The organism is Streptomyces boluensis (assembly GCF_009908195.1).
Classification (GTDB): Bacteria; Actinomycetota; Actinomycetes; order Streptomycetales; family Streptomycetaceae; genus Streptomyces; species Streptomyces boluensis.
The window spans coordinates 13,856-32,511 of sequence record NZ_JAAAHS010000008.1 but is presented as its reverse complement, the minus strand read 5'-3'; the positions used below and the strand labels follow the sequence as shown (position 1 = coordinate 32,511).

Sequence of the window (18,656 nt, the reverse complement as noted above, 5' to 3'; positions counted from 1 at the left end):
GCGGGGCCGATGGTTCCCGATCCGGCCGCCCGGAAATTGAGGCTCGCGTTCCGGAAAGTGAGCGGAAGAACGGCCTCCGGCACCGGTCCGCGGATTGTCAGTGCGATGCCCTACGTTCGGACCTCATGAACCCCTATCTCGCGGGCAAGGACGCTCAAGAGGGCTCGCCCGCCCACGCGTTGTACATCTGGATCGAGTCCCTGCACGAGCGCATGGACCTGTTCGTCGCGCAGTTCAGCGCGGAAGACTGGGAGCACGACTACTCCATCGCCTCCCTCAAGTTCCTGGAGGAGGAGACGCTCCCGCTGTTCGCGACGGACGACGGGACGGACGTGCCGGGACTGTATATGGAGGCACTCGCGGGATACGTGGGGGAGGTGCTGCTCAACGAGGGCGGCGGACGCTGGATATGGGACGAGGAGGCGGGCGCCGTCGGCATGCCCGCCGTACAGCCGGACCCGGTACTCGGCCTCGAACCGATCGTGCCGATCCTGCTCGTCGGCCAGGCGGCGTACGAACAGACGCAGACCATCTTCGCCACCGTCGCCCTGCGCCTGCGCAAGGCCGTCACCGAACGGAAGGCGGCCGAACCGGGCTGGAAGCCGGAGCGCGTCCCCACCCCGTGGGTGAGCTTCCACGAGCTGGACGAATGCGGCGCCACCTGGAAGTACTGGCCGAACGAACGCTTCCACGACTACCTCACCTGGTGGGCCGACCGCGCGGGCGGCGGCCGTGAGCGCTGGGACTTCATGCCCGCCTCCCTGGAAGCCATGGAGGAACTGCTCCGCGACCGCCTCGGCACGGTCGAGGAGTACAACAAGGTCGCGGGCAACTCCTTCTGGATGGTGGCGGCCTGGTACGTGGGGGAGTACGTGGTCCGCCGCAAGGGCGCGACCTGGCAGTTCCGCCAGTCCAACCCCGCGGCCCCGTCCGGGACTTGGCACGCGTCGGACTCCTACTGGACGGACACCATCCACGTCGTCCAGCGCATGCGGTACGCGGGCCATGCCGAGCACCCCACGGAGATGCTGCGCGACGTCCTCGGGGGCGAGCGGCTGGCCGACGTGGTCGACCGGTTCGCGGAACCTGAGGCCGAGGAATCGGACGGGGGACGCACGCGCGGCAGCCGGGAGGGCAAGGGCGAGCGCTGGCCGGAGGTCCTGTGGCCGCTGGTCGGCCCGGAGCACCTGCCGCCCCCGCTGAGCGAGGAGGAGCGCGAGCAACTCGCCGAGGAACTGCGGCTGTTGGAGGCCGACCCGGACCTGAAGGACCCGGACTGGCACGACAACCCCCGCCTCAACACCTGGCTGGCCGAGCGCCGCGCCGCCTTCCCGGAGTGGGCCGAGGAGGCGGGCGGGGGAGCCGACGCCTGGGACTTCTCGCCCGAGAGCCTGGACCGCCTGGAGGCCCTGGTGCGAGCGAGGTTCGCGACGTACGAGGAGATCAAGGGCGCCGTCGACGAGCCCTTCATGCTCGGCGCGTCCTGGTACCTCGGCGAGGTCCAGGTCCGCCACCACAACGCCCGCTGGCGGCTCAACCCTGAGCCCGACGAGGACGCGACATACGACGAGCCCGCCGTCAGCGAACGCCCCCGGGACGAGGACGAAGAGGAGGAGGACTGGGACGAGGACGGCGAGCTGGAGGAGGACGACGAGGGCGAGTTCGACGACCTGGACGACGAGGGGCACATCTGCCTGCCGGCGAGCGACCTCTGCGACCTGATCGCCCGCGATAACCCGGACGAACGCCTCCGCGAGATCCTGGACGGCTACCGCAAGCGGCGCCGCGGCGGCGACGACGCGACGGGCGGGGCCACGGGGACAACGGCGGACGACGACGAGGAAGAGCTCGACGGCAGCCAGGAGGTGCGGCCCAAGTGGGGCAGCAGGGCCGTCCTGACCCTGCTCTTCCCGCCGTTCTCCACACCGGATTCACCCACGCCGAAGGGCGGACCGGACGGCCCGTCGCTCACCCCGCACGACCCGGTGCGGGCCCGCCGGATCGTGGAGGAGCTCGGCACCGTCGAGGGGGTCATCGAGGAGCTGCCGGCCGTCTCCCTGTGGGACGCACCGGAAGTGGAGGTGCGCTCGGACCTGGACCGGGTCTTGGTCGGCTGCTGGGGGAACGTGGTGCACATCGTCGAACCGGCCCTCGGCAGCGACCTGTTGACCAACGCACTGACCAACGAGACCGACCGGCAGCGCGCCCGGTACCCGGAGGCGCGCATCGTCGGATCCGTGGACATGGACTACGGCAACAGCTACCTGGAGGACGTGGTGATCCTGCCGGGCGGCGAGGAACTCGTCGCCGGTGGCTGGGACTGCGACGACGACTGGGACATCGTCGGCGACCCGGAGGTGATCCTGAACGCCCTCGGCGTGGACCGCGAGACAGCGGCGGAAGAGGGCTTCGACCTCGACGACGAGCCGTCGGAACGCGACTGGCCTTCACTCGGATCGATCGCCCTCGGCGGCGAGACGCACCCCGCGGCCGACTCCCGCCTGAAGGTGTCCGTGTTCCACGTCCGGCGCACGTCGTCGGCCCGATTCGACCTGGAGGAAGTGTGGTTCGGGAGCTAGGGACACCGGAGGAGAACGACGCCGAGCCGGGCCAGGCGGCACCCGACGACCTGGCCGCCTGGGTGGCCGACGTGCCGGCCCTGGTGATGCGCCTGGAGATCTGGCACACGCCCGAGCACTTCACCCTGGACCTGACGGTCGAATCCCTCCGCGTACTCGAAGAGGCCATCGTCTTCACGTACGCACCGGAAGGTACGGACGAGTCCCGTGACTTCCTCCAGGGCGCGATGGCGTATCTGGGCGAGGCGCTGATGAACATCGGTGGCGGCAGCTGGGGTTGGACCGCCGAGGGCCACCCCGTCGTCCGGCCCGACGCGGAGCTGGGCCAGGCGCACCTGGATCCGCTGCGCCTGATCATCGCCGCGCAGGAGCGGGGTGACTTCGAGGTGTTCGGCGAAGCGGCGGGCCGTCTCCTGGAGGCGGTCGCCGCCCGCCGGGACACGGACCCGGCGTGGAAGCCGGTCAAGGTGGCGACGCCCGGCCTCGACCCGTGGGAGCCGGAGGAGCGCCACCCATGGCTTGCGCGCTGGCTCGACGCCCGCAGCACGGAGTTCGGCACGTGGGCCGCGGCGACAGGGGACGACCCGAGGGCCTGGGACTTCACCCCCGAGTCGCTGACCCCGCTCGCCGAGCTGCTGATCGGGCGGTACGGCACGGGCGAGAAGTTGGCGGCGGCCCTGGACGAGCCGACGGTGCGGGGCGCCGTCTGGTACGTGGGCGAGGTCGCCGTCAGACACCGGGCGGCGGTGTGGACGTTGCATACAGGCGCAGGGGCGGCGGGAGTTGACCGGGCTGCACGTGGTGGTGTGGAGGCCACTCCCGAACAGCCCGGCGACGCACGCGCGTACCGGCGACCGGCCCGAGGCCGGGGCACATGAGGTCGGGCACCGCGTCGACGGCCCAATGCGTGTCGACCTCAGTGCCCGCGCGGCGCGTACATGATGACCGCCATCCCGGCGAGGCAGAAGAGTGCGCCGATGACGTCGAAACGGTCGGGCCGGTAGCCGTCAGCGACCATGCCCCAGGCGATCGACCCGGCCACGAAGACACCACCGTACGCGGCGAGGATGCGGCCGAAGTTGTCGTCGGACTGGAGCGTGGCGACGACCCCGTACAGGCCGAGCGCGATGACGCCCGCGCCGATCCAGATCCAGCCCTTGTGCTCGCGTACCCCCTGCCACACGAGCCAGGCCCCGCCGATCTCGAACAGCGCGGCGACAGCGAACAGGGCGACGGAACGGGCGACGAGCAGGTGGTCCTTCGGCGGTACAAGGGGCGGGCGGGGGCGGTCAGTTGCTCGCGGCCGCCGCGGGCGAGAGCAACTGACCAAACGCGGCGAGCACGGACGGTTCGACCCGGTAGTAGACCCAGGTGCCGCGCCGCTCGGAGGTCAGCAGGGAGCCACGGCTTCGGTCGGGACCACTTTCGCATTCGGAATGCGCCTATTTTGGCACACGTCGAATCAGTAGGAGATGGGGCCGAGAACTCCGACGAACGCAACAGGCGGCCGCTGCAGCACCCCGCCCCGTTCTAAAAGATTTCTCTAGAAACCTGTTCCATTCGGCCGGCCGCGCGGCCATACTTCCTGAAGGCCGTCGGCGGTTCGGGGGAATCGGGGTGACCGGCGGTCGCCTGGGGGAAAGTACCGGCTTCGGGGCAACGGAGCGCAGTACGGAGGGCGTTCGTGTCTGATCTGCTGTACGTGGATGTGCGCGAGCGTGGCTGTGTCACTGCTTGCCTCAGCGGGCCGGGGCGCTGCGGTTCGCCGCAGACGCGGGGGCTCAGGGGCCCCGCCGGGGAGCGGATCCGTTCCCTGGCGGGGCGCCGAGTGCCGTGTGGCCGGCCAGGTCGGCGGAGCGGGGCCGCCAGGAAGCCGACGTGAAGCAGCGGCGCGGCGCCGCCACCGTCGACCGGGCGCTGACAGCGGCGCTCCGGGTGTTCGCCGAATCCGGCCAACAGGGCTTCACCGTCACGGCAGTCACCGAGGCCGGCGGAGTCAGCCTCGGCAGCCTCTACCACCACTTCGGCAGCTTCGACGGGCTCGCCGCCCACCTCTACCTCCGCTGCCTCGGCCAGCTCTGCGACAGCATGCTCGACGCGCTCAGCCACGCCCGCACACCGCGCACCGGAATCCGCGCGCTCGTGCACGCGTACCTGCGGTTCACCGTGGAACACCGCGATGTCGCGCTTTTCCTGCACGCCTCCGCGTACTCGGGCCATCTCGCCGCGCACGCCGAGGAGATCAGGGCGTTCAAGGCGGAGCGGTACGGGGCCGTCGCCGCCTGGCTCGGTCCGCACATCGAGGCCGGCCGGATCGAACCGCTGTCCACGCCGGTGCTCGAAGTCCTCGTGATGGGCCCGGTCGAGGAGGCCGCGCGCCGCTGGCTGTCCAGTACGTACGACCTCGACCTGGACGAAGCGGCCCGCGTGCTGCCTGACCGAATCTGGCGCTCGGTTCGGCCTGACTGACGGGTCCCGCGGCCGCCCGCCGTGCGACACGGACGGCGCGGGCCAGGCGGGTGACGGTCACGGAATCTTCACGTTTGACGGGCTACACGTATGACTTATGACAGCTCGAATCTTCCGCACTCGCGTGGGCCTTGCCGCCGCGCTCTGTGCGATCGCCCTGGGCGCGCAGCCCGCCGCCGCGGCCACCACCGCGCCCACGCCGGACAAGCCCGCCGCGAAGCTGACCCTCATGAAGCACCCCGGCGAGTACCGCTCGGTCCCGTCCGACGCGTCCTTCGCCCTCCTCACCTGCGCCCCGCCCGGCGGCACGCACCCGTTCTCGCAGGCCGCCTGCGGGCTGCTGAGTGAGGTCGACGGCAACATCCACAAGCTGAACAAGACCCCGAACCACGTCTGTACGAAGCAGTACAAGCCGGTGACCGTGCACAAGTACGGCTACTGGAACGGGCGCAACGTGCACCAGTGGAAGACCTTCGCCAACGCCTGCGAGGCCGAAGCCGCCACCGGCGAGGTCTTCTCCTTCTGAGCCGCACCCCCGAAGGCCCGTCGACCGTGCGGTCCGTCGGGCGAGAGCCGTGCCGCACCCCTGTGGCACGGCTCTCCGCACGTCCGGGACCGCCCGTCCCGCAGCGCCTCCGGGACCACGCCGCACCTCTCTCGTTCACAGAGAGGCAGGCCCAAGGCAAGCCCCCACGACGTCACCCCCTCATGTCAGGAAGCTGTCACCCGTGACCCTCTCCGCCACGCTCGACCCGCTGCGTCGCCATCTCACCCAGGCCCGGGCGCGCCCGCCGTCGGAGGGGCGCGACCCGTTCTTCGACAACGCCAAGTTCCTGCTCGTCGTCCTCGTGGTCATCGGCCACAACTGGGGTGTACTCGTACGGGACATGGAGACCGCCAAGGCCGCCTACTCCGTCGTCTACCTGTTCCACATGCCCGCCTTCGTCCTGCTGTGCGGCGTCTTCTCGCGCGGCTTCACCGGCACCGGCCCACAGGTCCGCGCCCTCCTCGCCCGGGTGCTCGCGCCGTACCTGTTCTTCAACGTGGCCTACAAGGCACTCGGCACGCACGTCACCGGCGCCCCGTTCGCGCTCACGCCCACCGAGCCCACGTACCTGCTGTGGTTCCTCGTCGCGCTCTTCCTGTGGCGGATCACCGCACCGCTGTGGCGCGCCGTGCGGTACCCGGTCGCCGTGTCCGTGGTCGTCTCGCTCGCCGCCGGGCTCACCACCATGGGTTACGAACTCGCGCTGCCCCGCGTCCTGATGTTCCTGCCCTGGTTCGTCCTCGGACTCCAGTTGCGCCCCGAGCACTTCCACCGGCTTCGCACCCCCGCCGTACGCCGCTGCGCGCTGCCCGCGCTGCTCACGGCGCTCGGGGTCGCGTACGTCCTCGCGCCGGACCTCAACGCCAACTGGTTCTACATGCGCGCCAACCACACCGAGCTGCAGACCGGTTCGCTGGAGTACCTCGGGATCCGGCTCGTCCTCTTCGCGGTCGCGGCGGCCCTGGTCGTCGCGTTCCTCGCGCTGGTCCCCGCCCGCCGCACGTGGTTCACCGCACTCGGCGCGGTCACCATGTTCCCGTTCCTGGTGCACGGGCTGCTCGTGCAGGCGGGTCAGGCGTACGGCCTGTACGAACTGGTCGGCCGGCTCGGCGCCGCTGCGGTGCCACTGCTCGCGCTGTTCGGCGTGGCCGTGACCGTGCTGCTGTCCAGCGCACCCGTGCGCCGCGTGCTGCGGCCGGTCGTCGAGCCGCGTTTCCCGCCCTGCCTGATCCCGGCCGACAGATCCGACCGAGCTTCTGCTCAGCTCTCCGGATCCTCCGCTCAGTCCGCCGGATCCTCCGCTCAGTCCGCCGGACGTGAGGCGGCCAGCCAGTCGTAGGCGGCCGCGGCTGTGAACTCCCGCTGTCCGCCCCGGAAGACGAGCCCCGCCGTAGCGAAGGCGGGGTCGTCGGCGGTCGCGGCGACATACGGGATCGCGATGCAGCGCATCCCCGCCTTGTACGCGGCGACCGCGCCGGGGGCCGCGTCCTCCAGGACGACACAGTCGGCCGGTTCGACCCCGAGCCGACGGGCCGCCTCCAGGAACACATCGGGTTCCGGCTTGCCCTGCGGCACCTCCTCCGCCGACACCAGCGTGGTCAGCAGCGCGTCGAGGCCCGTGCCCCGCAGTATCGCGTCGATCGCGGCGCGCGACGAACCGGACGCCACCGCCATCGGCACCCCGCGCGCGTGCAGCCGCTCGACGAACGCGCGCATCTGCGGATACGCGTGCGTCCCGGCCTCGGCCAGCTCCAGATAGCGGCGGTTCTTCTCGTCCAGCAACTCGTCCAACGGCGTGGCCAGACCGTACTTCTCCCGCCAGATCGCCAGCGTCTCCGCCGTACTGATGCCGACGTACCGCTCGTGCTCCTGCCAGTCGAAGTCGGTGACGCCCACACCGGCGAGAAGCTGCCGCCCGGCCTCGAAGTAATTCGGCTCGCTGTCCACCAGCGTGCCGTCCAGATCGAAGACGACGGCGGTACGCGCGAGACCGTCCGCGCTGCTCGAGATGCTCATGCCGTCCAGGATGCCAAGGCGGGGGCGGACAGCGCTTTTCGGGGGCGTACGGGCGTACGGGGCGTGCGCGCGGAGGCGTCTAGCGGATGTCAGACGCGGCCTGGCGGCGGCGGTCCTTCGCGTCGGCGGCCGCGCCCACCGACTCCACCAGCGGCAGCAAGCGGTACGCGACGCGCTCGCGCAGGGCCACCTCGGTGCGGGTGCGGACCACGCCGGGCACCTGGATGAGGTGCTGGATGACGTCCTCCAGGTGGGCGTTGTCCCGCGCCGCGACCCGGGTCAGGAGGTCGCCGCCGCCGGTGATGGAGAACGCCTCGATGATCTCGGGCACGGCCGCGAGTGCGTCCCCCACCTCGTCCAAGTGCCCCTGGGTGACCTCGACATGGACGAACGCGAGCACCGGATGCCCCAGCGCGGCAGGGGAGAGGTCAGGACCCGAACCGGTGATCACACCGTCCCGCTCGAGCCGGTCGAGCCGGGCCTGCAGAGTGCCCCGCGCGATGCCGAGGATCCGGGCGTACTCGCGCACGCTGGTCCGGGGTTGTTCGAGCAGCAGCCGCAGAATGCGGGTGTCGAGCGCGTCCACAGCCATGATCTGTCGGCCTCCTGCCAGCCGTGGACGCGCTGCGCCCACGGTTCTCCTTGCGCCCGTACGAGCTGCCGCCCGAGCTTGAGCCACATGCGGCCGTACGTCCGCGATGTTCCGCCGTGAATGTACCAATGGTGCGCATCTGCGGCGCAAGCGTGGACCAACTGCTGGACATTTCCGGTCTGTCAGCGCACGCGCGGCCGGGCGGCCGGGTCCTCCGGACGGCGGCGGTCGGCGTGCACTGAGGCCGGGGTTCGCCGTGTCCTCGTTCGTATGGGTAACGAAGTGAGCGACCACAGCACGGCCCCGGACTCCGGGGCGCCGCCCGCGAGCCGCCGGCGCGCCCTCGGCCTGGCGGCGGGCCTGCTCGGCGCCGGGGCACTGGGCTTCCGGATGCCGGTCCCGGAGAGCGCCCTGCGCGCCCCCGCGGACCTGACCGGCGCGTGCACGGCGTACTACGACCAGGAGTACGAGGACCTGCTCGCCATGGTCGACGAGGCGCAGTTCGACCTGAGCGACCTCGACCTGCCCGACCCGGCCGACGTCGTCGAAGGTGTCGAGGGAGCCGGGGGTGCCTGTGCCGGGACCGGGCGGGGCGCGCTCGCGCCGAACGACGGCACGCTGTGGTCGCCCGAGCAGGCGTCGGCCTGGGCGCGGGAGGCCGTCCCGACCGGACCGTGGTCCTGGACGGGTGGTCCCGAAGGGCGGACGGCCGCGGACGACCGCGTGCTCTGCCCCGACGCCCCCGACGTCCCCGGTACCTCTGCCGCAGGACCCGAGGCGGGCCGCGGCGTCGGTGCCCCGACCCGCCCCTGGGCCCGCCCGCTGACCCGGCGCTACCGCATCACCACCGGCTACCGCGTGCGCGGCAACTGGCTCGCCGGCTACCACACCGGCGTCGACCTGGCCGTCCCGCATGGCACCCCGGTCTGGGCGGTCGGCGCCGGGGTCGTCGTCCTGGCCCGCTGGTCCGGGGCGTACGGCAAGGCCGTGACGATCCGGATGCGCGACGGCCGCTACGTCCTCTACGCCCACCTGTCCCGCATCGCCGTCCGGCCCGGCATGCGCGTGTACGCCGGGCGCCGCATCGGCAACAGCGGCAACACCGGCCGCTCCACCGGGCCCCACCTGCACCTGGAGATCCGCGCCCGGCGCGGCTACGGCTCCGACATCAACCCGATCCGGTACCTGGCCCAACGCGGAATCCGGGTGTGACGGCTGGCGCCGCGCCGGGCTCGCCCTCTCCTGTGGCGCGGTGGGCGCCCGGCGGGGCGTCGTACTCGTGCGCTTGGAGGCTGCGAAGGCGATGGCGCGCATGGAACGCGCCGCCCTCGGAGGGCCGGTGAGGGGCGGTCAGTCCGGGGAGTCCGTGAGCCATCGGTAGGACACCGAGACCACACCGTCGACCGTCGAGCACATCCGCTCGATCGCCGGGATGGTCCGGTACGGGGCCCGGCCGCCGATCTCCACCCGGCCGTCGTGCACCGCGACGGACAGGGTGCGCGGGTCCAGGCCGAGCGTCGCGTCGAGGACGTCCTCGGTGATCTCGCGGGAGATGTCCTCGTCCTCGCGGAGAAAGATTCCGAGCAGGTCGCGGCGGCTGACGATGCCGACGAGCCGGTCCTCCTCGTCCACGACGGGCAGTCGTTTGACGCCCTGAACCTCCATCAGGCGCGCGGCTTCCGCGATGCTCCAGCCGGAGCGGGCGCACACGGCGGGCGCTGACATCAGTTCCTCGGCGCGCGTTCCCTCCGCCTTCGCCCGTTCCCACGCCTCGACTCCCGGCACGGCGGGGATGTCGGCCGGTGCGGCGCTCCGGTCGGTGGTCTTGCGCAGCAGGTCTCCTTCGGACACGACGCCGATCACCCGGTTCTCGCCGTCCACCACCGGCGCCGCGGTGATCCGGTGCTGCCGAAGCACCCGGACGATCTCCTTGAAGGGGACGTCGCCGCGGACGCTCACCACGTCACGGGTCATCAGCTCACTGATCCTGCGGTGCCGCATGACGCTCTCCTCCAGAGGCCGAGGCGTCCTGTGCTTCCCACTGTGCTGCGTGGACCAAGGCCGGCAGCAGTGCCGAACGGTCCCCTTCCCGGACGGGGTGGCCCGGGTTCCCGTACGGGTGGCCCGGTTTCCCGGGCGGGCGGCCCAGTGGTGGAGGTCCGACCCATGGTCGGCGGGGGAGGAGGACCCGGCCGGGCCGGGGCCGGGACCGACCGGCCCTGGTCCGGGCGCCGTGGCCGGTGCGAGCGTGGCAGTGGGCCACCTCGCACACGGAAGGCGGTGGCGACGATGGACTCGCCCGTACTGGTGGGCGTCGACGGCTCCGAAGCCGGCCGCACGGCCCTGGACTGGGCCGTGGCGGAGGCAGAACGGCACGGCAGGCCGTTGCGTATCGTGCACGCCTCGCTCTGGGAGCGGTACGAGGGGGCCGTGCCGGCCTCGAGCAGCGACCGGCCCGCCGGCCAGGTCATGGCCGAGAACATCCTCGGCTCGGCGCTGGAACGCGCCCGCCTCCTCGCACCCGGTCTCCCGGTCACGGGAGAAGTCCTCGCCGAGGACGCGATCACCGCCCTGATCAGAGAGGGGCAGCAAGCCACGGTCCTGGTCGTGGGGGCGCGCGGGCGGGGAGGTCTCACCGATCTTCTGCTCGGCTCCGTCGGCCTCGTGGTGGCGGCCCGTGCCCATGGTCCGGTCGTCGTGGTCCGCGGGGACGAGTTCGCGCTGGGAGCACGCCATCGACGCATCCTCCTGGGCATCGGCGACCACGACGTCGACTCGCCGGCCGTGCGGTACGCCTTCGGCGAGGCGGCGGTCCGGGGCGCGGAGCTCGTTGTCGTACGCACCTGGCGACGGGCCGCCCACGATCCGCTCGACCATCCGCTCCTGACCGGGGAGAGCCTCGTGTACTTCGAGGAGCGGGCCTCGGAGACCCTCGACAAGGCGCTGGGGGCGGCGGTGAGCGAGTACCCGCAGGTCCGCCTGCGCAGATCCATCGTCGAGGGCACCGCCCGCAAGGTGCTCACGGACCGCTCCGCCGCTGCCGACCTGCTCGTTCTCGGCGCGCGCCGCACCCGACGCCCCGTCGGTCTGGAACTCGGCCGGATCGCCCACCGGGCCCTTCACCACGCATCGTGCCCGGTCGCCGTAGTACCCCAGCATCACCCTGCGCCTACGGCATCTTCGGAGGGAGAGTTGTGATGACCCCCGTCACCGACCCGCGTCACATGAGCGATCTCGGCCGCCGCGTCGCGGCCCGGCGCACCGAACTCGGCCTGTCCGCGGAGGAGGTCGCCGCGCGGACGGGATCCACGCCGGGATACATCGAGCGGTTGGAGGAGCAACTGCCCATGCCCGGAACGGCATTTCTGGTCCGCCTGGCGAACGGCCTCGAGACCACGGTCCAGGACCTGATGGGGTACGTGAGCGACCTCCCCGCCGGCAGCGGCCGGTCCGGGGTACACACCTGGATGGACGAGGTCGACGAGGCGGAGTGCTGGGCGCTCCTCAGCGATCACGGAGTCGGCCGCGTCGCGGTCACCGGTCGGGACGGACCGGAGATCTTTCCCGTCAACTACCAGGTCGTGAACGGAAAGATCCTGATGCTGACCGCGGCGGACGCACCGCTGGCGCGGGCCGCGGAGGCCGGCGAGACGATCGCCTTCGAGGAGGACTGCGCGGATCAGGCGTTCAGCCAGGGCTGGAGCGTTCTCGTCGGTGGCCCCGCACGTACGGTGCAGGACCGGGCCGCCGCCGAGGAGTTCCGCCGGTCCGTGCACTCGACCCCCTGGGCCGGCGGGGACCGGGACACCGTTGTCCTGCTGACGCCCCGTCGGGTGACCGGGCGGCGCGTTCTCGTGGAGGGCGCTCCTGGCGTGCCGGCGTCGCGGCCCTGATGTGGGTCGCGGATGTGGGTCGCGGCCTTGATTTGGTGGGCGGTGCTCTGGCCTGTGCGTTTCGTGCTCCACGTACGTGCTCCCCGTGCGTGCTCCCCGTACGTTTCATGCTCCTGACCCCGAACTGTCGCTGTCGGCGAACTGTCGGCCCGGTTCGCTTCAGCGGCACGGCACCACGGCGACCGGCACAGGGCTGTGATGGATGACGGCGTGAGCCGCGTGGCCGAGGTGCGGGCCGAGGGGGGAGGGACGGGTGCGGCGCCCCACGACGACGAATGCCGCCGTGTCGGACGCCTCGACCAGTTGAGAGCCGGGGCTGCCGAGCCGTGCCTCGGCCTGCGCGTCGACCTCCGGGTAGCGGCTCCGCCACGGTTCGAGGAGGTCGCGCATGCCCTTGACGTGCGGCTCGCCCATGTCCTGGACAAGCTCCGGATCGATCAGAGCGGCCTGGCCGTAGGAGGGCGGCAGGGTCCAGCAGGTCAGGAAGCGCAGCGACTGACCGCCGCCGCGGGCGGCCTCGGCGAAGGCGAAAGCGAGCAGGGCGTCGCATGAGCGGTCCAGGTCGATGCCCACGAGGATCTCGCCGCGGTGCTTGTCCCTGGGCTTACTGTCCGCGCGCACCAGGACGACCGGCTGCCGCGCCGAGCCCGCGACCTGGAGGGAGACCGAGCCAAGAAGGAAGCCCCGAACTCCGCCCAGGCCGCGCGAACCGAGCACCGTGAGGTCGGACTCGTCCGCCATGGCCGTCAGTTCCTCCCCGGGCCTGCCGAGTGCCTGGCCGGTGAACACCTCCAGGCCGGGGTGCTCCTTGCGCGCCTGCTCGGCCGTGTCGTGCAGCAGGGCCGCGGAGCGGTCCGACTCGGTGCGGCCGTCCGGGGCCGCGGCCTGCGGTGTGGTCGGCCACCCCTCGACATGTACAAGGCGCAGCGGAACCTCGCGCAGCGCCGCCTCCCGCGCCGCCCAACGGGACGCGGCGAGGCTTTCCTCCGAGCCGTCGATCCCGACGGTGACCTGGGCTGTCATGGCCTGCCTCCTCAGTGGTGCCGGGTGCGTCCGGACACTCAAGGGCCCCGGGTTTCAGACTCCTTCGCGCAGGCCCTGGCCAGGAGGGGCCGGGCAGGGTCGCGATCGGGACCGATCGGCCCATCCTCGGGTGCGCTCCGAGGTGCCAGCGTGAGAAGTGGCGTCCCTGGCACAGGTGCGGCACCGGTACGGGACACGTACGGCACAGGTACGGCACACGGGACACGTACGGGACACGTACGGAGCCCGCGGGACGGGGACCGGAGGAGGAGCCATGGACAGCGAGATCCCCGTGCGTCCGGAACTCGGCGACATCGTCGCAGGCGTGGACGGCTCCGCGTCCGCCCGAACGGCCGCGCTCTGGGCAGCAGCCGAGGCCGACCTCCGAGGCCGCTCCCTGCACCTCGTGCACGCCGCCGACTCGGTCCGCCGAGCCACCTGGACCGACGCCGACACGATCGAGCTGCTCCGCGACGCGGGCCGGGACCTGCTCACCGAGACGGCGAGCGCCGTCCGGGAACGCTTCCCGGATCTCGCCGTCGCCGCGGGACTGAGCGGTGACATACCGGTCGGCGCCCTCCGTACGGAGGCAGGCGACACCGGGACGATCGTGGTCGGCGGCAGAGGGCTCGGGGGCTTCCCCGCACTCCTGCTCGGCTCGGTCGGCCTGGGCGTCGCGGCCCGTACGCAGGTACCCGTGATCGTCGTACGCGGGGAGAGCGAGCGCCCCGACACCGGTGTGGTGACCGCGGCCGTGCACGAGGCCGGGGACCTGGAATGGCTGCTCGTCGCCGCGGCGGAGGCCGATGCGCGTAAGGCGACCCTGCGGCTCGTCAGCGTGTGGAACGTCCGCACCTACGTCGGCAGCGTCGTGACGATGCTCGACGACCTCGATGCGCTCGTGCGGCTCCGCACCGATGAGGTGAAGGACCTCGCCGCAGGCGTCGTTGAGCGCTACCCGCACCTGAACGTCACGCACCACGTCGAGGCGGGCAGCAGCACTCCGGGAATCCTGATCGAGGCGAGCGGCCACACCGACCTGATCGTGATGGGCCGAGGGCGCCGCCTGCTCGGCGTCGGCCCGTCCCTCGGCAGGGTCGCCCACGCCCTGCTCCACCACGCGCACTGCCCGGTGCAGATCGTCTCGGCCGCGCCGTGACCGCGCGGACGCCCGGCCTCGCGGCCCGTTCGCCTGAAGGGCTCTGCGGCGCCAGGTGGACGCCGCCACGCACCGGAGGTACGACATGAGCGATCACGAGCCGTCGGGCCGGACCGGGTCCTGGGCTGGACCTCTCGGTCGCGGTGTGGTGCGGTTCCTCCTGACGGTCGCGGTGGTGTGCGGTGTCGTCGCCGCGGGGCTCCTCTGGGACGCCGGGGGCCGGGCGGACCGCGAGCGCGCCGGGCACCTCCACCGGGTGGATGCGACCACGACCGCGAACGCGTCCAACACCGCTGTCGAGGCCTGGCGGGGCGCCCGGAGCGAGTCCGTCGCGGCGGCGGTGTGGGAGTACCCCGACAACAACCGCCGCTCCGGCACGGTCGACGTCCCGCCGCGGACACCGAAGGGACGCACGGTGACCGTCTGGGTGAACGACGACGGCACGCCTGCCCGACCGCCGGGTAACACCGGCGAGTTGGTCCTCGTGAGTTTCGCGGGCGGCATCACGGCGGCAGGCGCGGTCGTCGCCTCGGGTGCAGGCGCCCTGCACCTCGCCCGCCGGCGCACCGAAGGCCGACGCCTCGCGGCGTGGGCGCACGAGTGGGAGCAGGTGGAGCCGATCTGGTCCGGCAGGCTCCGGCGGGACAGCGGTTCCGGAAGCGGTGATGGGTGAGCACCCCGCAGGCCATGCGCCCGGCACCGGGACCGTCGCGAACTCGCCGTCGCCGTACGGGAGTTGCCGACCGGCGCGGAACCGCCGTCCCGCCGCACGGACGCCGAACGGCGTACCGGCGCCGTCAACGCCCCTCGCCCGGCACAGACTCCGCGCCGCCCTGGTCGAGCCGGAAGGGCGGGTAGACGTCCGTCATCAGGAACGCGTACACGACGACCCGGAAGACCCACCGGTTCAGGCCGACGATCAGCACGAACAGGTCACGCGGATACCGGCCGGTGAACAGCACCGCGACCCCGGCGAACAGGGAGAGCAGCGAGATCAGGCCGATGCTCCACAGCCCGGCGCGCATGCCGCCCGCGAAGAACGCGAGGATCAGGTAGTGGGGGATGGCGAGCAGCCACCACTTGACCAGGACGAGCCCGCGGGAGAGCCGTTCAGGCCGGGCGATGTCGAGCCGCGCGGGATAGCCGGGCTCGGCGCCCAGGCTGAAGGGCGGGTACCGGTCGGTGCCGAGTGCGCTGTACGAGTAGTACGAGACGCGCCAGGACCAGCGGAGCACGCCGAGGTTGAAGTCGAAGAGGGCCTGTGGGTAGCGCTCGGTGAACAGGATGGCGAAGAACGCGATCACCGTGGTGAGGAGGAAGGCGATCCACAGGAAGAACAGCACGATCCAGTGCGGGATCACCAGGAGCCACTTGACCAGCCACAGCCAGCGGGACAGCGGTTCGTCGAGTTCTGCGGTCAGCGCCACCGGGGAGCGGGGCGCGCGCTGCATATCCATGATCGTCACTTTCCTGTCGGGACGTCCTCGCGCCGGGTCCGGTCGACGACCGTCACGACGCCGTCGACGCTGTCGCAGAGCCGCAGCAGCACCGGCACGACGTCGGGGTCCCGCACCGTGCCGCTGAGCGTGACCCGGCCGTCCATCACCTCCACAGTGAGGGCCGAGGGGCTCAGCCGCAGCGTGCGGGTGATCACGTCCTCGACGATCTCCTCCTGGATCGCCCGGTCGCGGCGGAGAAACAGCTGGACCAGGTCGCTGCGGCTGAGCACGCCGATGAGGACGCCCGTTCCGTCGACGACGGGCAGGCGCTTGACCTTCTCCCGGTCCATCACACGGGCCGCCCGCACCACACTCCACTGCGGGTGGGCGACCACGGCCGGGCTCGACATCAGCGCGGCCGCCGTGTCCGCCCCGGCCCCGTGGAGTCGGCGGCGTACCAGATCGGCCTCGGAGACGACGCCCAGCGGCCGGTAGGCCTCGTCCACGACGGGCACCGCGGTGATGTCGTACTCGTCCAGAAGCCGCGCGATCTCCTTGAACGTCGTCTCGGGCGCGACGCTGACCGCCATGGGCGTCATCAGGTCCGCGACGCTGCGGTGTCTCATCGCCGGTCACCTCTCTCGTGCGCTGGACCGGCCCCGGTTCTCAGGCTCGTCCGGCTCCTTCGACCACGGGAGGGCCGGGACACGGCTACGTCCGGGCTCGCGCCGAGAGCTCGGACCGTACGTCCACCACGCCCTCGACGGCCTGGGCCAGGCGGGCGGCGAGGGGGATGAGTGAGCCGTCGCGGACATCGCCGGACAGGGTCACGACGCCGTCCGTGACGCGGACGTCGACCCGGTTCCGGGAGAGCGGGAACCAGCGGTCGACGATGCCGTGCCGTATCTCGGTGGCGAGGTCCTCGTCGCTGCGGAGGAACACCTTGAGAAGGTCGACTCTGCTGACGATTCCCTGGACCGTGCCGCGCTCGTCCACGACCGGGAGGCGTTTGACGTGGTGGGCGGCCATGAGGCGGGCGGCCTGTGGCAGGGACGCCTCGGGCCGGACGGCGACCGCGGGCGAGGTCATCAGGTCTCCGGCGGTGCGCGAGCCGGCCTTCGTGGTCGCTTCGAGGTGACGCATCTGCTCGACGAGGCCGAGCCGGTGGTCGTGGAACTCCTCCTTGAGCAGCAGGTCCGCCTCGGAGACGACGCCGACCACGCGGCCCTCTCCCCCGACCACCGGAACGGCGCTCACCGCCCACCGCTCCATCGTGGCGACGATCTCCTTGAACTCGGCGCCTGCCCGTACGGCGACGACCTTCTTGGTCATCACGTCGGCGACGGTGAAGGGTTGCGGGGCCATGGTTCTCTCCTCGTCTCTCCTCGCTCTGTAGATGCCTTCACCGGCGGTCGCGCCGGGTGGAGTCCGCCCCTGCCGACCCCACGGCCTCCATGTCGTCGTACGCGGTGGCCATCAGACGGCGGCCGAGGTCCTGCAGGGCGCGGCTCGCGGACAACTCGTCGCCGATCTCCGGCACGTCGCTGTCCGCGGGGTTGCACTGGGCCGTGCCGTGGCCGTCGAGCGTGCTGGTGCCGGTGTTGAGGACGGCGTGGGTCTTCGTCGTCCCGTTCTCCTCGGACATGTAGAGCCGGACGCCCCATTCCGCAGTGTGTTTCATGATCGTCTCTCTTCTCTGACTCTCTACTCGTGAGCGACCACTGCCACCGGTACCGGGGAGTGGTGGATCACCGCGTGGGTGATGGCGCCGATATGCGGCCCCAGCGGGGAGCTCCGCACGCGTCGCCCGACGACCACCAGATCGGCGTCGGCGGCGCAGTGGGCCAGTTGCTCCCCGGGAGAGCCCACGAGGGCCTGCCCGACGGCGTCCACCGACGGGTATTTCTGCCGCCAGGGCTCCAGCAGACCGTTGAGCGCGTGCTCGACCTCCGCCACCACCGGCCGCCCGTCGGCACCGTGCGACGGGTCGGTGTCGGGCACCGGCGACAGCGGCCAGATGTGTACGACGCGGAGCGGGCAGCCGCGGTGCGCGGCCACGTCGAAGGCGAACTCCAGGAGCGCGTCGGAGGCCCGGCCGACGTCCACGCCCACGACCACGTCGCGGTAGAGGCTCGTACGGTTCTGCGACGGCGTCCCGCCCTGCGGCCGGGGGGCGCGTACGAGCACGACCGGCCGCTCGGCGGAACCGATCGTCGCCAGTCCGACCGAGCCGAGCAGGAACCCCGCGACGCGACCGAGCCCCCGTGACCCGATGGCAAGCAGCTCGGCCCCGCTCGCCTCCGCGGCCAGTGTGGCGCGAGCCCGTGCCGCGACGGACCGGGTGCTGACCGCAAGGCTGGGATGCCGCTCGCGCACGGTGGCCGCGGCCCCGCTGAGCATCTGCTCGGACCACCGCTGCTGCCTCTCGAAGTCGCCCACCCGATAGGGCGCGCTCGTCTCCCGGCCGATCGGCGGCCAGTCCTCCGCGTAGACGAGATGCAGCGGCAGGTGGCGCAGTACGGCTTCATCGGCGGCCCAGGCGGCGGCTGCGAGGCTCTCGGGTGAACCGTCCACTCCTGCGGCCAGATGGCGATTCATGGCGCGGACCTCCTCGGGCGATGTGCCGCCGCCGCGGTTGTGGGGCGGCCGTGGCGAAGCCCTCAGCGCGAAGCTCTCGGCGCGAAGCCCTCTGCCGCCTCGGCGTCGGGTGGCCACCCGTCCAGTCCACAGCAGCGGGAGCCCGAGCACAGGAGCCGAACAGGGAGGAATATGGGACCGAACGTCCCAGCGCTCCGCGCACCGTGGACGAACGGCTCGCCACGATGGGGACCACTCGGTCCTGCCGCGGCACAGCCCTCCGTACGTAATGTGCGGACAAGAGCCGACCGCATGTGCGGACAGTAACGAGAGCCGACCGTGGCAGTTGGCCGGCGCCGCTC

General features: G+C 71.8%; 20 protein-coding genes and 1 pseudogene. 10 read left to right on the top strand and 11 right to left on the bottom strand.

Features of this window, described 5'->3' with window-relative positions:
* Nucleotides 1–125: 125 nt before the first annotated feature.
* Nucleotides 126–2,579 carry a DUF6333 family protein gene (locus tag GUY60_RS38165; RefSeq protein ID WP_187369913.1) on the top strand — a complete coding sequence of 818 codons (2,454 nt, stop codon included), beginning with the start codon at nucleotides 126–128 and terminating at the stop codon, nucleotides 2,577–2,579.
* Nucleotides 2,564–3,457 (top strand): hypothetical protein, encoded by an 894-nt coding sequence (locus GUY60_RS02330; protein WP_161693188.1) that lies wholly within the window; start codon nucleotides 2,564–2,566, stop codon nucleotides 3,455–3,457. The genes GUY60_RS38165 and GUY60_RS02330 overlap by 16 nt, the downstream gene beginning before the upstream one ends.
* Before the next feature lie 38 nt (nucleotides 3,458–3,495).
* On the opposite strand, the gene GUY60_RS02325 is transcribed toward GUY60_RS02330, so the two are convergent.
* On the bottom strand, nucleotides 3,496–3,831 hold the full coding sequence (locus tag GUY60_RS02325; protein ID WP_161693230.1) for a YnfA family protein: 336 nt from the start codon (nucleotides 3,829–3,831) through the stop codon (nucleotides 3,496–3,498).
* 37 nt (nucleotides 3,832–3,868) lie between these two features.
* A pseudogene (locus GUY60_RS38715) lies at nucleotides 3,869–3,976 on the bottom strand (transcriptional regulator); the annotation flags it as partial.
* A gap of 481 nt (nucleotides 3,977–4,457) precedes the next feature.
* Here GUY60_RS38715 and GUY60_RS02320 point away from each other — a divergent pair.
* The 3 genes from GUY60_RS02320 (at nucleotide 4,458) to GUY60_RS02310 (ending at nucleotide 6,934) form a co-directional block, all read left to right on the top strand.
* The gene (locus GUY60_RS02320) at nucleotides 4,458–5,048 is read left to right on the top strand and encodes a TetR/AcrR family transcriptional regulator (RefSeq protein WP_161693186.1); all 591 of its coding nucleotides are present in this window, start codon (nucleotides 4,458–4,460) and stop codon (nucleotides 5,046–5,048) included.
* A gap of 97 nt (nucleotides 5,049–5,145) precedes the next feature.
* A complete protein-coding gene (locus GUY60_RS02315) occupies nucleotides 5,146–5,574 on the top strand; it encodes an SSI family serine proteinase inhibitor (RefSeq protein ID WP_161693184.1) in 429 nt (142 codons plus the stop codon).
* A gap of 202 nt (nucleotides 5,575–5,776) precedes the next feature.
* Nucleotides 5,777–6,934, top strand: a complete 1,158-nt coding sequence (locus GUY60_RS02310) for an acyltransferase family protein (RefSeq protein ID WP_161693182.1) — start codon at nucleotides 5,777–5,779, stop codon at nucleotides 6,932–6,934.
* On the opposite strand, the gene GUY60_RS02305 is transcribed toward GUY60_RS02310, so the two are convergent.
* Together GUY60_RS02305 and GUY60_RS02300 are read right to left on the bottom strand one after the other, a co-directional pair.
* A complete protein-coding gene (locus GUY60_RS02305; RefSeq protein WP_161693180.1) occupies nucleotides 6,898–7,611 on the bottom strand; it encodes an HAD family hydrolase in 714 nt (237 codons plus the stop codon). The two genes, GUY60_RS02310 and GUY60_RS02305, sit on opposite strands and share 37 nt — an antisense overlap.
* Nucleotides 7,612–7,690: 79 nt before the next feature.
* Entirely contained in the window at nucleotides 7,691–8,203 is a 513-nt protein-coding gene (locus GUY60_RS02300) for an Lrp/AsnC family transcriptional regulator (protein WP_161693178.1), read from the bottom strand.
* A 270-nt stretch (nucleotides 8,204–8,473) separates the two neighbouring features.
* On the opposite strand from GUY60_RS02300, the gene GUY60_RS02295 reads away from it, so the two are divergent.
* On the top strand, nucleotides 8,474–9,415 hold the full coding sequence (locus GUY60_RS02295; protein ID WP_246234168.1) for a M23 family metallopeptidase: 942 nt from the start codon (nucleotides 8,474–8,476) through the stop codon (nucleotides 9,413–9,415).
* Nucleotides 9,416–9,553: 138 nt separating this feature from the next.
* On the opposite strand, the gene GUY60_RS02290 is transcribed toward GUY60_RS02295, so the two are convergent.
* A complete protein-coding gene (locus GUY60_RS02290; RefSeq protein WP_161693174.1) occupies nucleotides 9,554–10,204 on the bottom strand; it encodes a CBS domain-containing protein in 651 nt (216 codons plus the stop codon).
* A 288-nt stretch (nucleotides 10,205–10,492) separates the two neighbouring features.
* Here GUY60_RS02290 and GUY60_RS02285 point away from each other — a divergent pair, with 288 nt between their 5' ends.
* Nucleotides 10,493–11,401: a universal stress protein gene (locus GUY60_RS02285; protein ID WP_161693172.1), complete on the top strand. Its 909-nt coding sequence runs from the start codon at nucleotides 10,493–10,495 to the stop codon at nucleotides 11,399–11,401.
* Nucleotides 11,401–12,096, top strand: coding sequence for a helix-turn-helix domain-containing protein (locus tag GUY60_RS02280; RefSeq protein WP_161693170.1), 696 nt, complete (start codon nucleotides 11,401–11,403; stop codon nucleotides 12,094–12,096). The genes GUY60_RS02285 and GUY60_RS02280 overlap by 1 nt, the downstream gene beginning before the upstream one ends.
* A gap of 159 nt (nucleotides 12,097–12,255) precedes the next feature.
* Here the strand turns inward: GUY60_RS02280 and GUY60_RS02275 are convergent, their stop codons facing one another.
* Complete coding sequence (locus tag GUY60_RS02275) at nucleotides 12,256–13,119, bottom strand: universal stress protein (RefSeq protein WP_161693168.1); 864 nt, start codon at nucleotides 13,117–13,119, stop codon at nucleotides 12,256–12,258.
* Nucleotides 13,120–13,393: 274 nt separating this feature from the next.
* On the opposite strand from GUY60_RS02275, the gene GUY60_RS02270 reads away from it, so the two are divergent.
* Both GUY60_RS02270 and GUY60_RS02265 read left to right on the top strand, forming a co-directional pair.
* Nucleotides 13,394–14,278 (top strand): universal stress protein, encoded by an 885-nt coding sequence (locus GUY60_RS02270; protein WP_161693166.1) that lies wholly within the window; start codon nucleotides 13,394–13,396, stop codon nucleotides 14,276–14,278.
* A gap of 85 nt (nucleotides 14,279–14,363) precedes the next feature.
* Complete coding sequence (locus GUY60_RS02265) at nucleotides 14,364–14,951, top strand: Rv1733c family protein (RefSeq protein WP_161693164.1); 588 nt, start codon at nucleotides 14,364–14,366, stop codon at nucleotides 14,949–14,951.
* A gap of 124 nt (nucleotides 14,952–15,075) precedes the next feature.
* On the opposite strand, the gene GUY60_RS02260 is transcribed toward GUY60_RS02265, so the two are convergent.
* The 5 genes from GUY60_RS02260 to GUY60_RS02240 all read right to left on the bottom strand — a co-directional run bounded on the left by GUY60_RS02260 (nucleotide 15,076) and on the right by GUY60_RS02240 (nucleotide 18,315).
* Complete coding sequence (locus GUY60_RS02260; protein ID WP_161693162.1) at nucleotides 15,076–15,735, bottom strand: DUF4389 domain-containing protein; 660 nt, start codon at nucleotides 15,733–15,735, stop codon at nucleotides 15,076–15,078.
* 5 nt (nucleotides 15,736–15,740) lie between these two features.
* Nucleotides 15,741–16,343 (bottom strand): CBS domain-containing protein, encoded by a 603-nt coding sequence (locus tag GUY60_RS02255; protein WP_161693160.1) that lies wholly within the window; start codon nucleotides 16,341–16,343, stop codon nucleotides 15,741–15,743.
* A gap of 85 nt (nucleotides 16,344–16,428) precedes the next feature.
* On the bottom strand, nucleotides 16,429–17,082 hold the full coding sequence (locus tag GUY60_RS02250; RefSeq protein ID WP_161693158.1) for a CBS domain-containing protein: 654 nt from the start codon (nucleotides 17,080–17,082) through the stop codon (nucleotides 16,429–16,431).
* 37 nt (nucleotides 17,083–17,119) lie between these two features.
* Complete coding sequence (locus tag GUY60_RS02245; protein WP_161693156.1) at nucleotides 17,120–17,398, bottom strand: dsRBD fold-containing protein; 279 nt, start codon at nucleotides 17,396–17,398, stop codon at nucleotides 17,120–17,122.
* Nucleotides 17,399–17,421: 23 nt separating this feature from the next.
* Nucleotides 17,422–18,315, bottom strand: a complete 894-nt coding sequence (locus tag GUY60_RS02240; protein ID WP_187369912.1) for a universal stress protein — start codon at nucleotides 18,313–18,315, stop codon at nucleotides 17,422–17,424.
* Nucleotides 18,316–18,656: the final 341 nt, after the last annotated feature.

What these genes read in the sequence shown, in the direction of transcription:
- GUY60_RS38165 (WP_187369913.1), top strand. Translation starts at nt 126, where the DNA reads ATGAACCCCTATCTCGCGGGCAAGGACGCTCAAGAGGGCTCGCCCGCC.
- GUY60_RS02315 (WP_161693184.1), top strand. Translation starts at nt 5,146, where the DNA reads ATGACAGCTCGAATCTTCCGCACTCGCGTGGGCCTTGCCGCCGCGCTC.
- GUY60_RS02305 (WP_161693180.1), bottom strand. Translation starts at nt 7,611, where the DNA reads ATGAGCATCTCGAGCAGCGCGGACGGTCTCGCGCGTACCGCCGTCGTC.
- GUY60_RS02300 (WP_161693178.1), bottom strand. Translation starts at nt 8,203, where the DNA reads ATGGCTGTGGACGCGCTCGACACCCGCATTCTGCGGCTGCTGCTCGAA.
- GUY60_RS02295 (WP_246234168.1), top strand. Translation starts at nt 8,474, where the DNA reads ATGGGTAACGAAGTGAGCGACCACAGCACGGCCCCGGACTCCGGGGCG.
- GUY60_RS02290 (WP_161693174.1), bottom strand. Translation starts at nt 10,204, where the DNA reads ATGCGGCACCGCAGGATCAGTGAGCTGATGACCCGTGACGTGGTGAGC.
- GUY60_RS02285 (WP_161693172.1), top strand. Translation starts at nt 10,493, where the DNA reads ATGGACTCGCCCGTACTGGTGGGCGTCGACGGCTCCGAAGCCGGCCGC.
- GUY60_RS02280 (WP_161693170.1), top strand. Translation starts at nt 11,401, where the DNA reads ATGACCCCCGTCACCGACCCGCGTCACATGAGCGATCTCGGCCGCCGC.
- GUY60_RS02275 (WP_161693168.1), bottom strand. Translation starts at nt 13,119, where the DNA reads ATGACAGCCCAGGTCACCGTCGGGATCGACGGCTCGGAGGAAAGCCTC.
- GUY60_RS02270 (WP_161693166.1), top strand. Translation starts at nt 13,394, where the DNA reads ATGGACAGCGAGATCCCCGTGCGTCCGGAACTCGGCGACATCGTCGCA.
- GUY60_RS02265 (WP_161693164.1), top strand. Translation starts at nt 14,364, where the DNA reads ATGAGCGATCACGAGCCGTCGGGCCGGACCGGGTCCTGGGCTGGACCT.
- GUY60_RS02260 (WP_161693162.1), bottom strand. Translation starts at nt 15,735, where the DNA reads ATGGATATGCAGCGCGCGCCCCGCTCCCCGGTGGCGCTGACCGCAGAA.
- GUY60_RS02255 (WP_161693160.1), bottom strand. Translation starts at nt 16,343, where the DNA reads ATGAGACACCGCAGCGTCGCGGACCTGATGACGCCCATGGCGGTCAGC.
- GUY60_RS02250 (WP_161693158.1), bottom strand. Translation starts at nt 17,082, where the DNA reads ATGGCCCCGCAACCCTTCACCGTCGCCGACGTGATGACCAAGAAGGTC.
- GUY60_RS02245 (WP_161693156.1), bottom strand. Translation starts at nt 17,398, where the DNA reads ATGAAACACACTGCGGAATGGGGCGTCCGGCTCTACATGTCCGAGGAG.
- GUY60_RS02240 (WP_187369912.1), bottom strand. Translation starts at nt 18,315, where the DNA reads ATGAATCGCCATCTGGCCGCAGGAGTGGACGGTTCACCCGAGAGCCTC.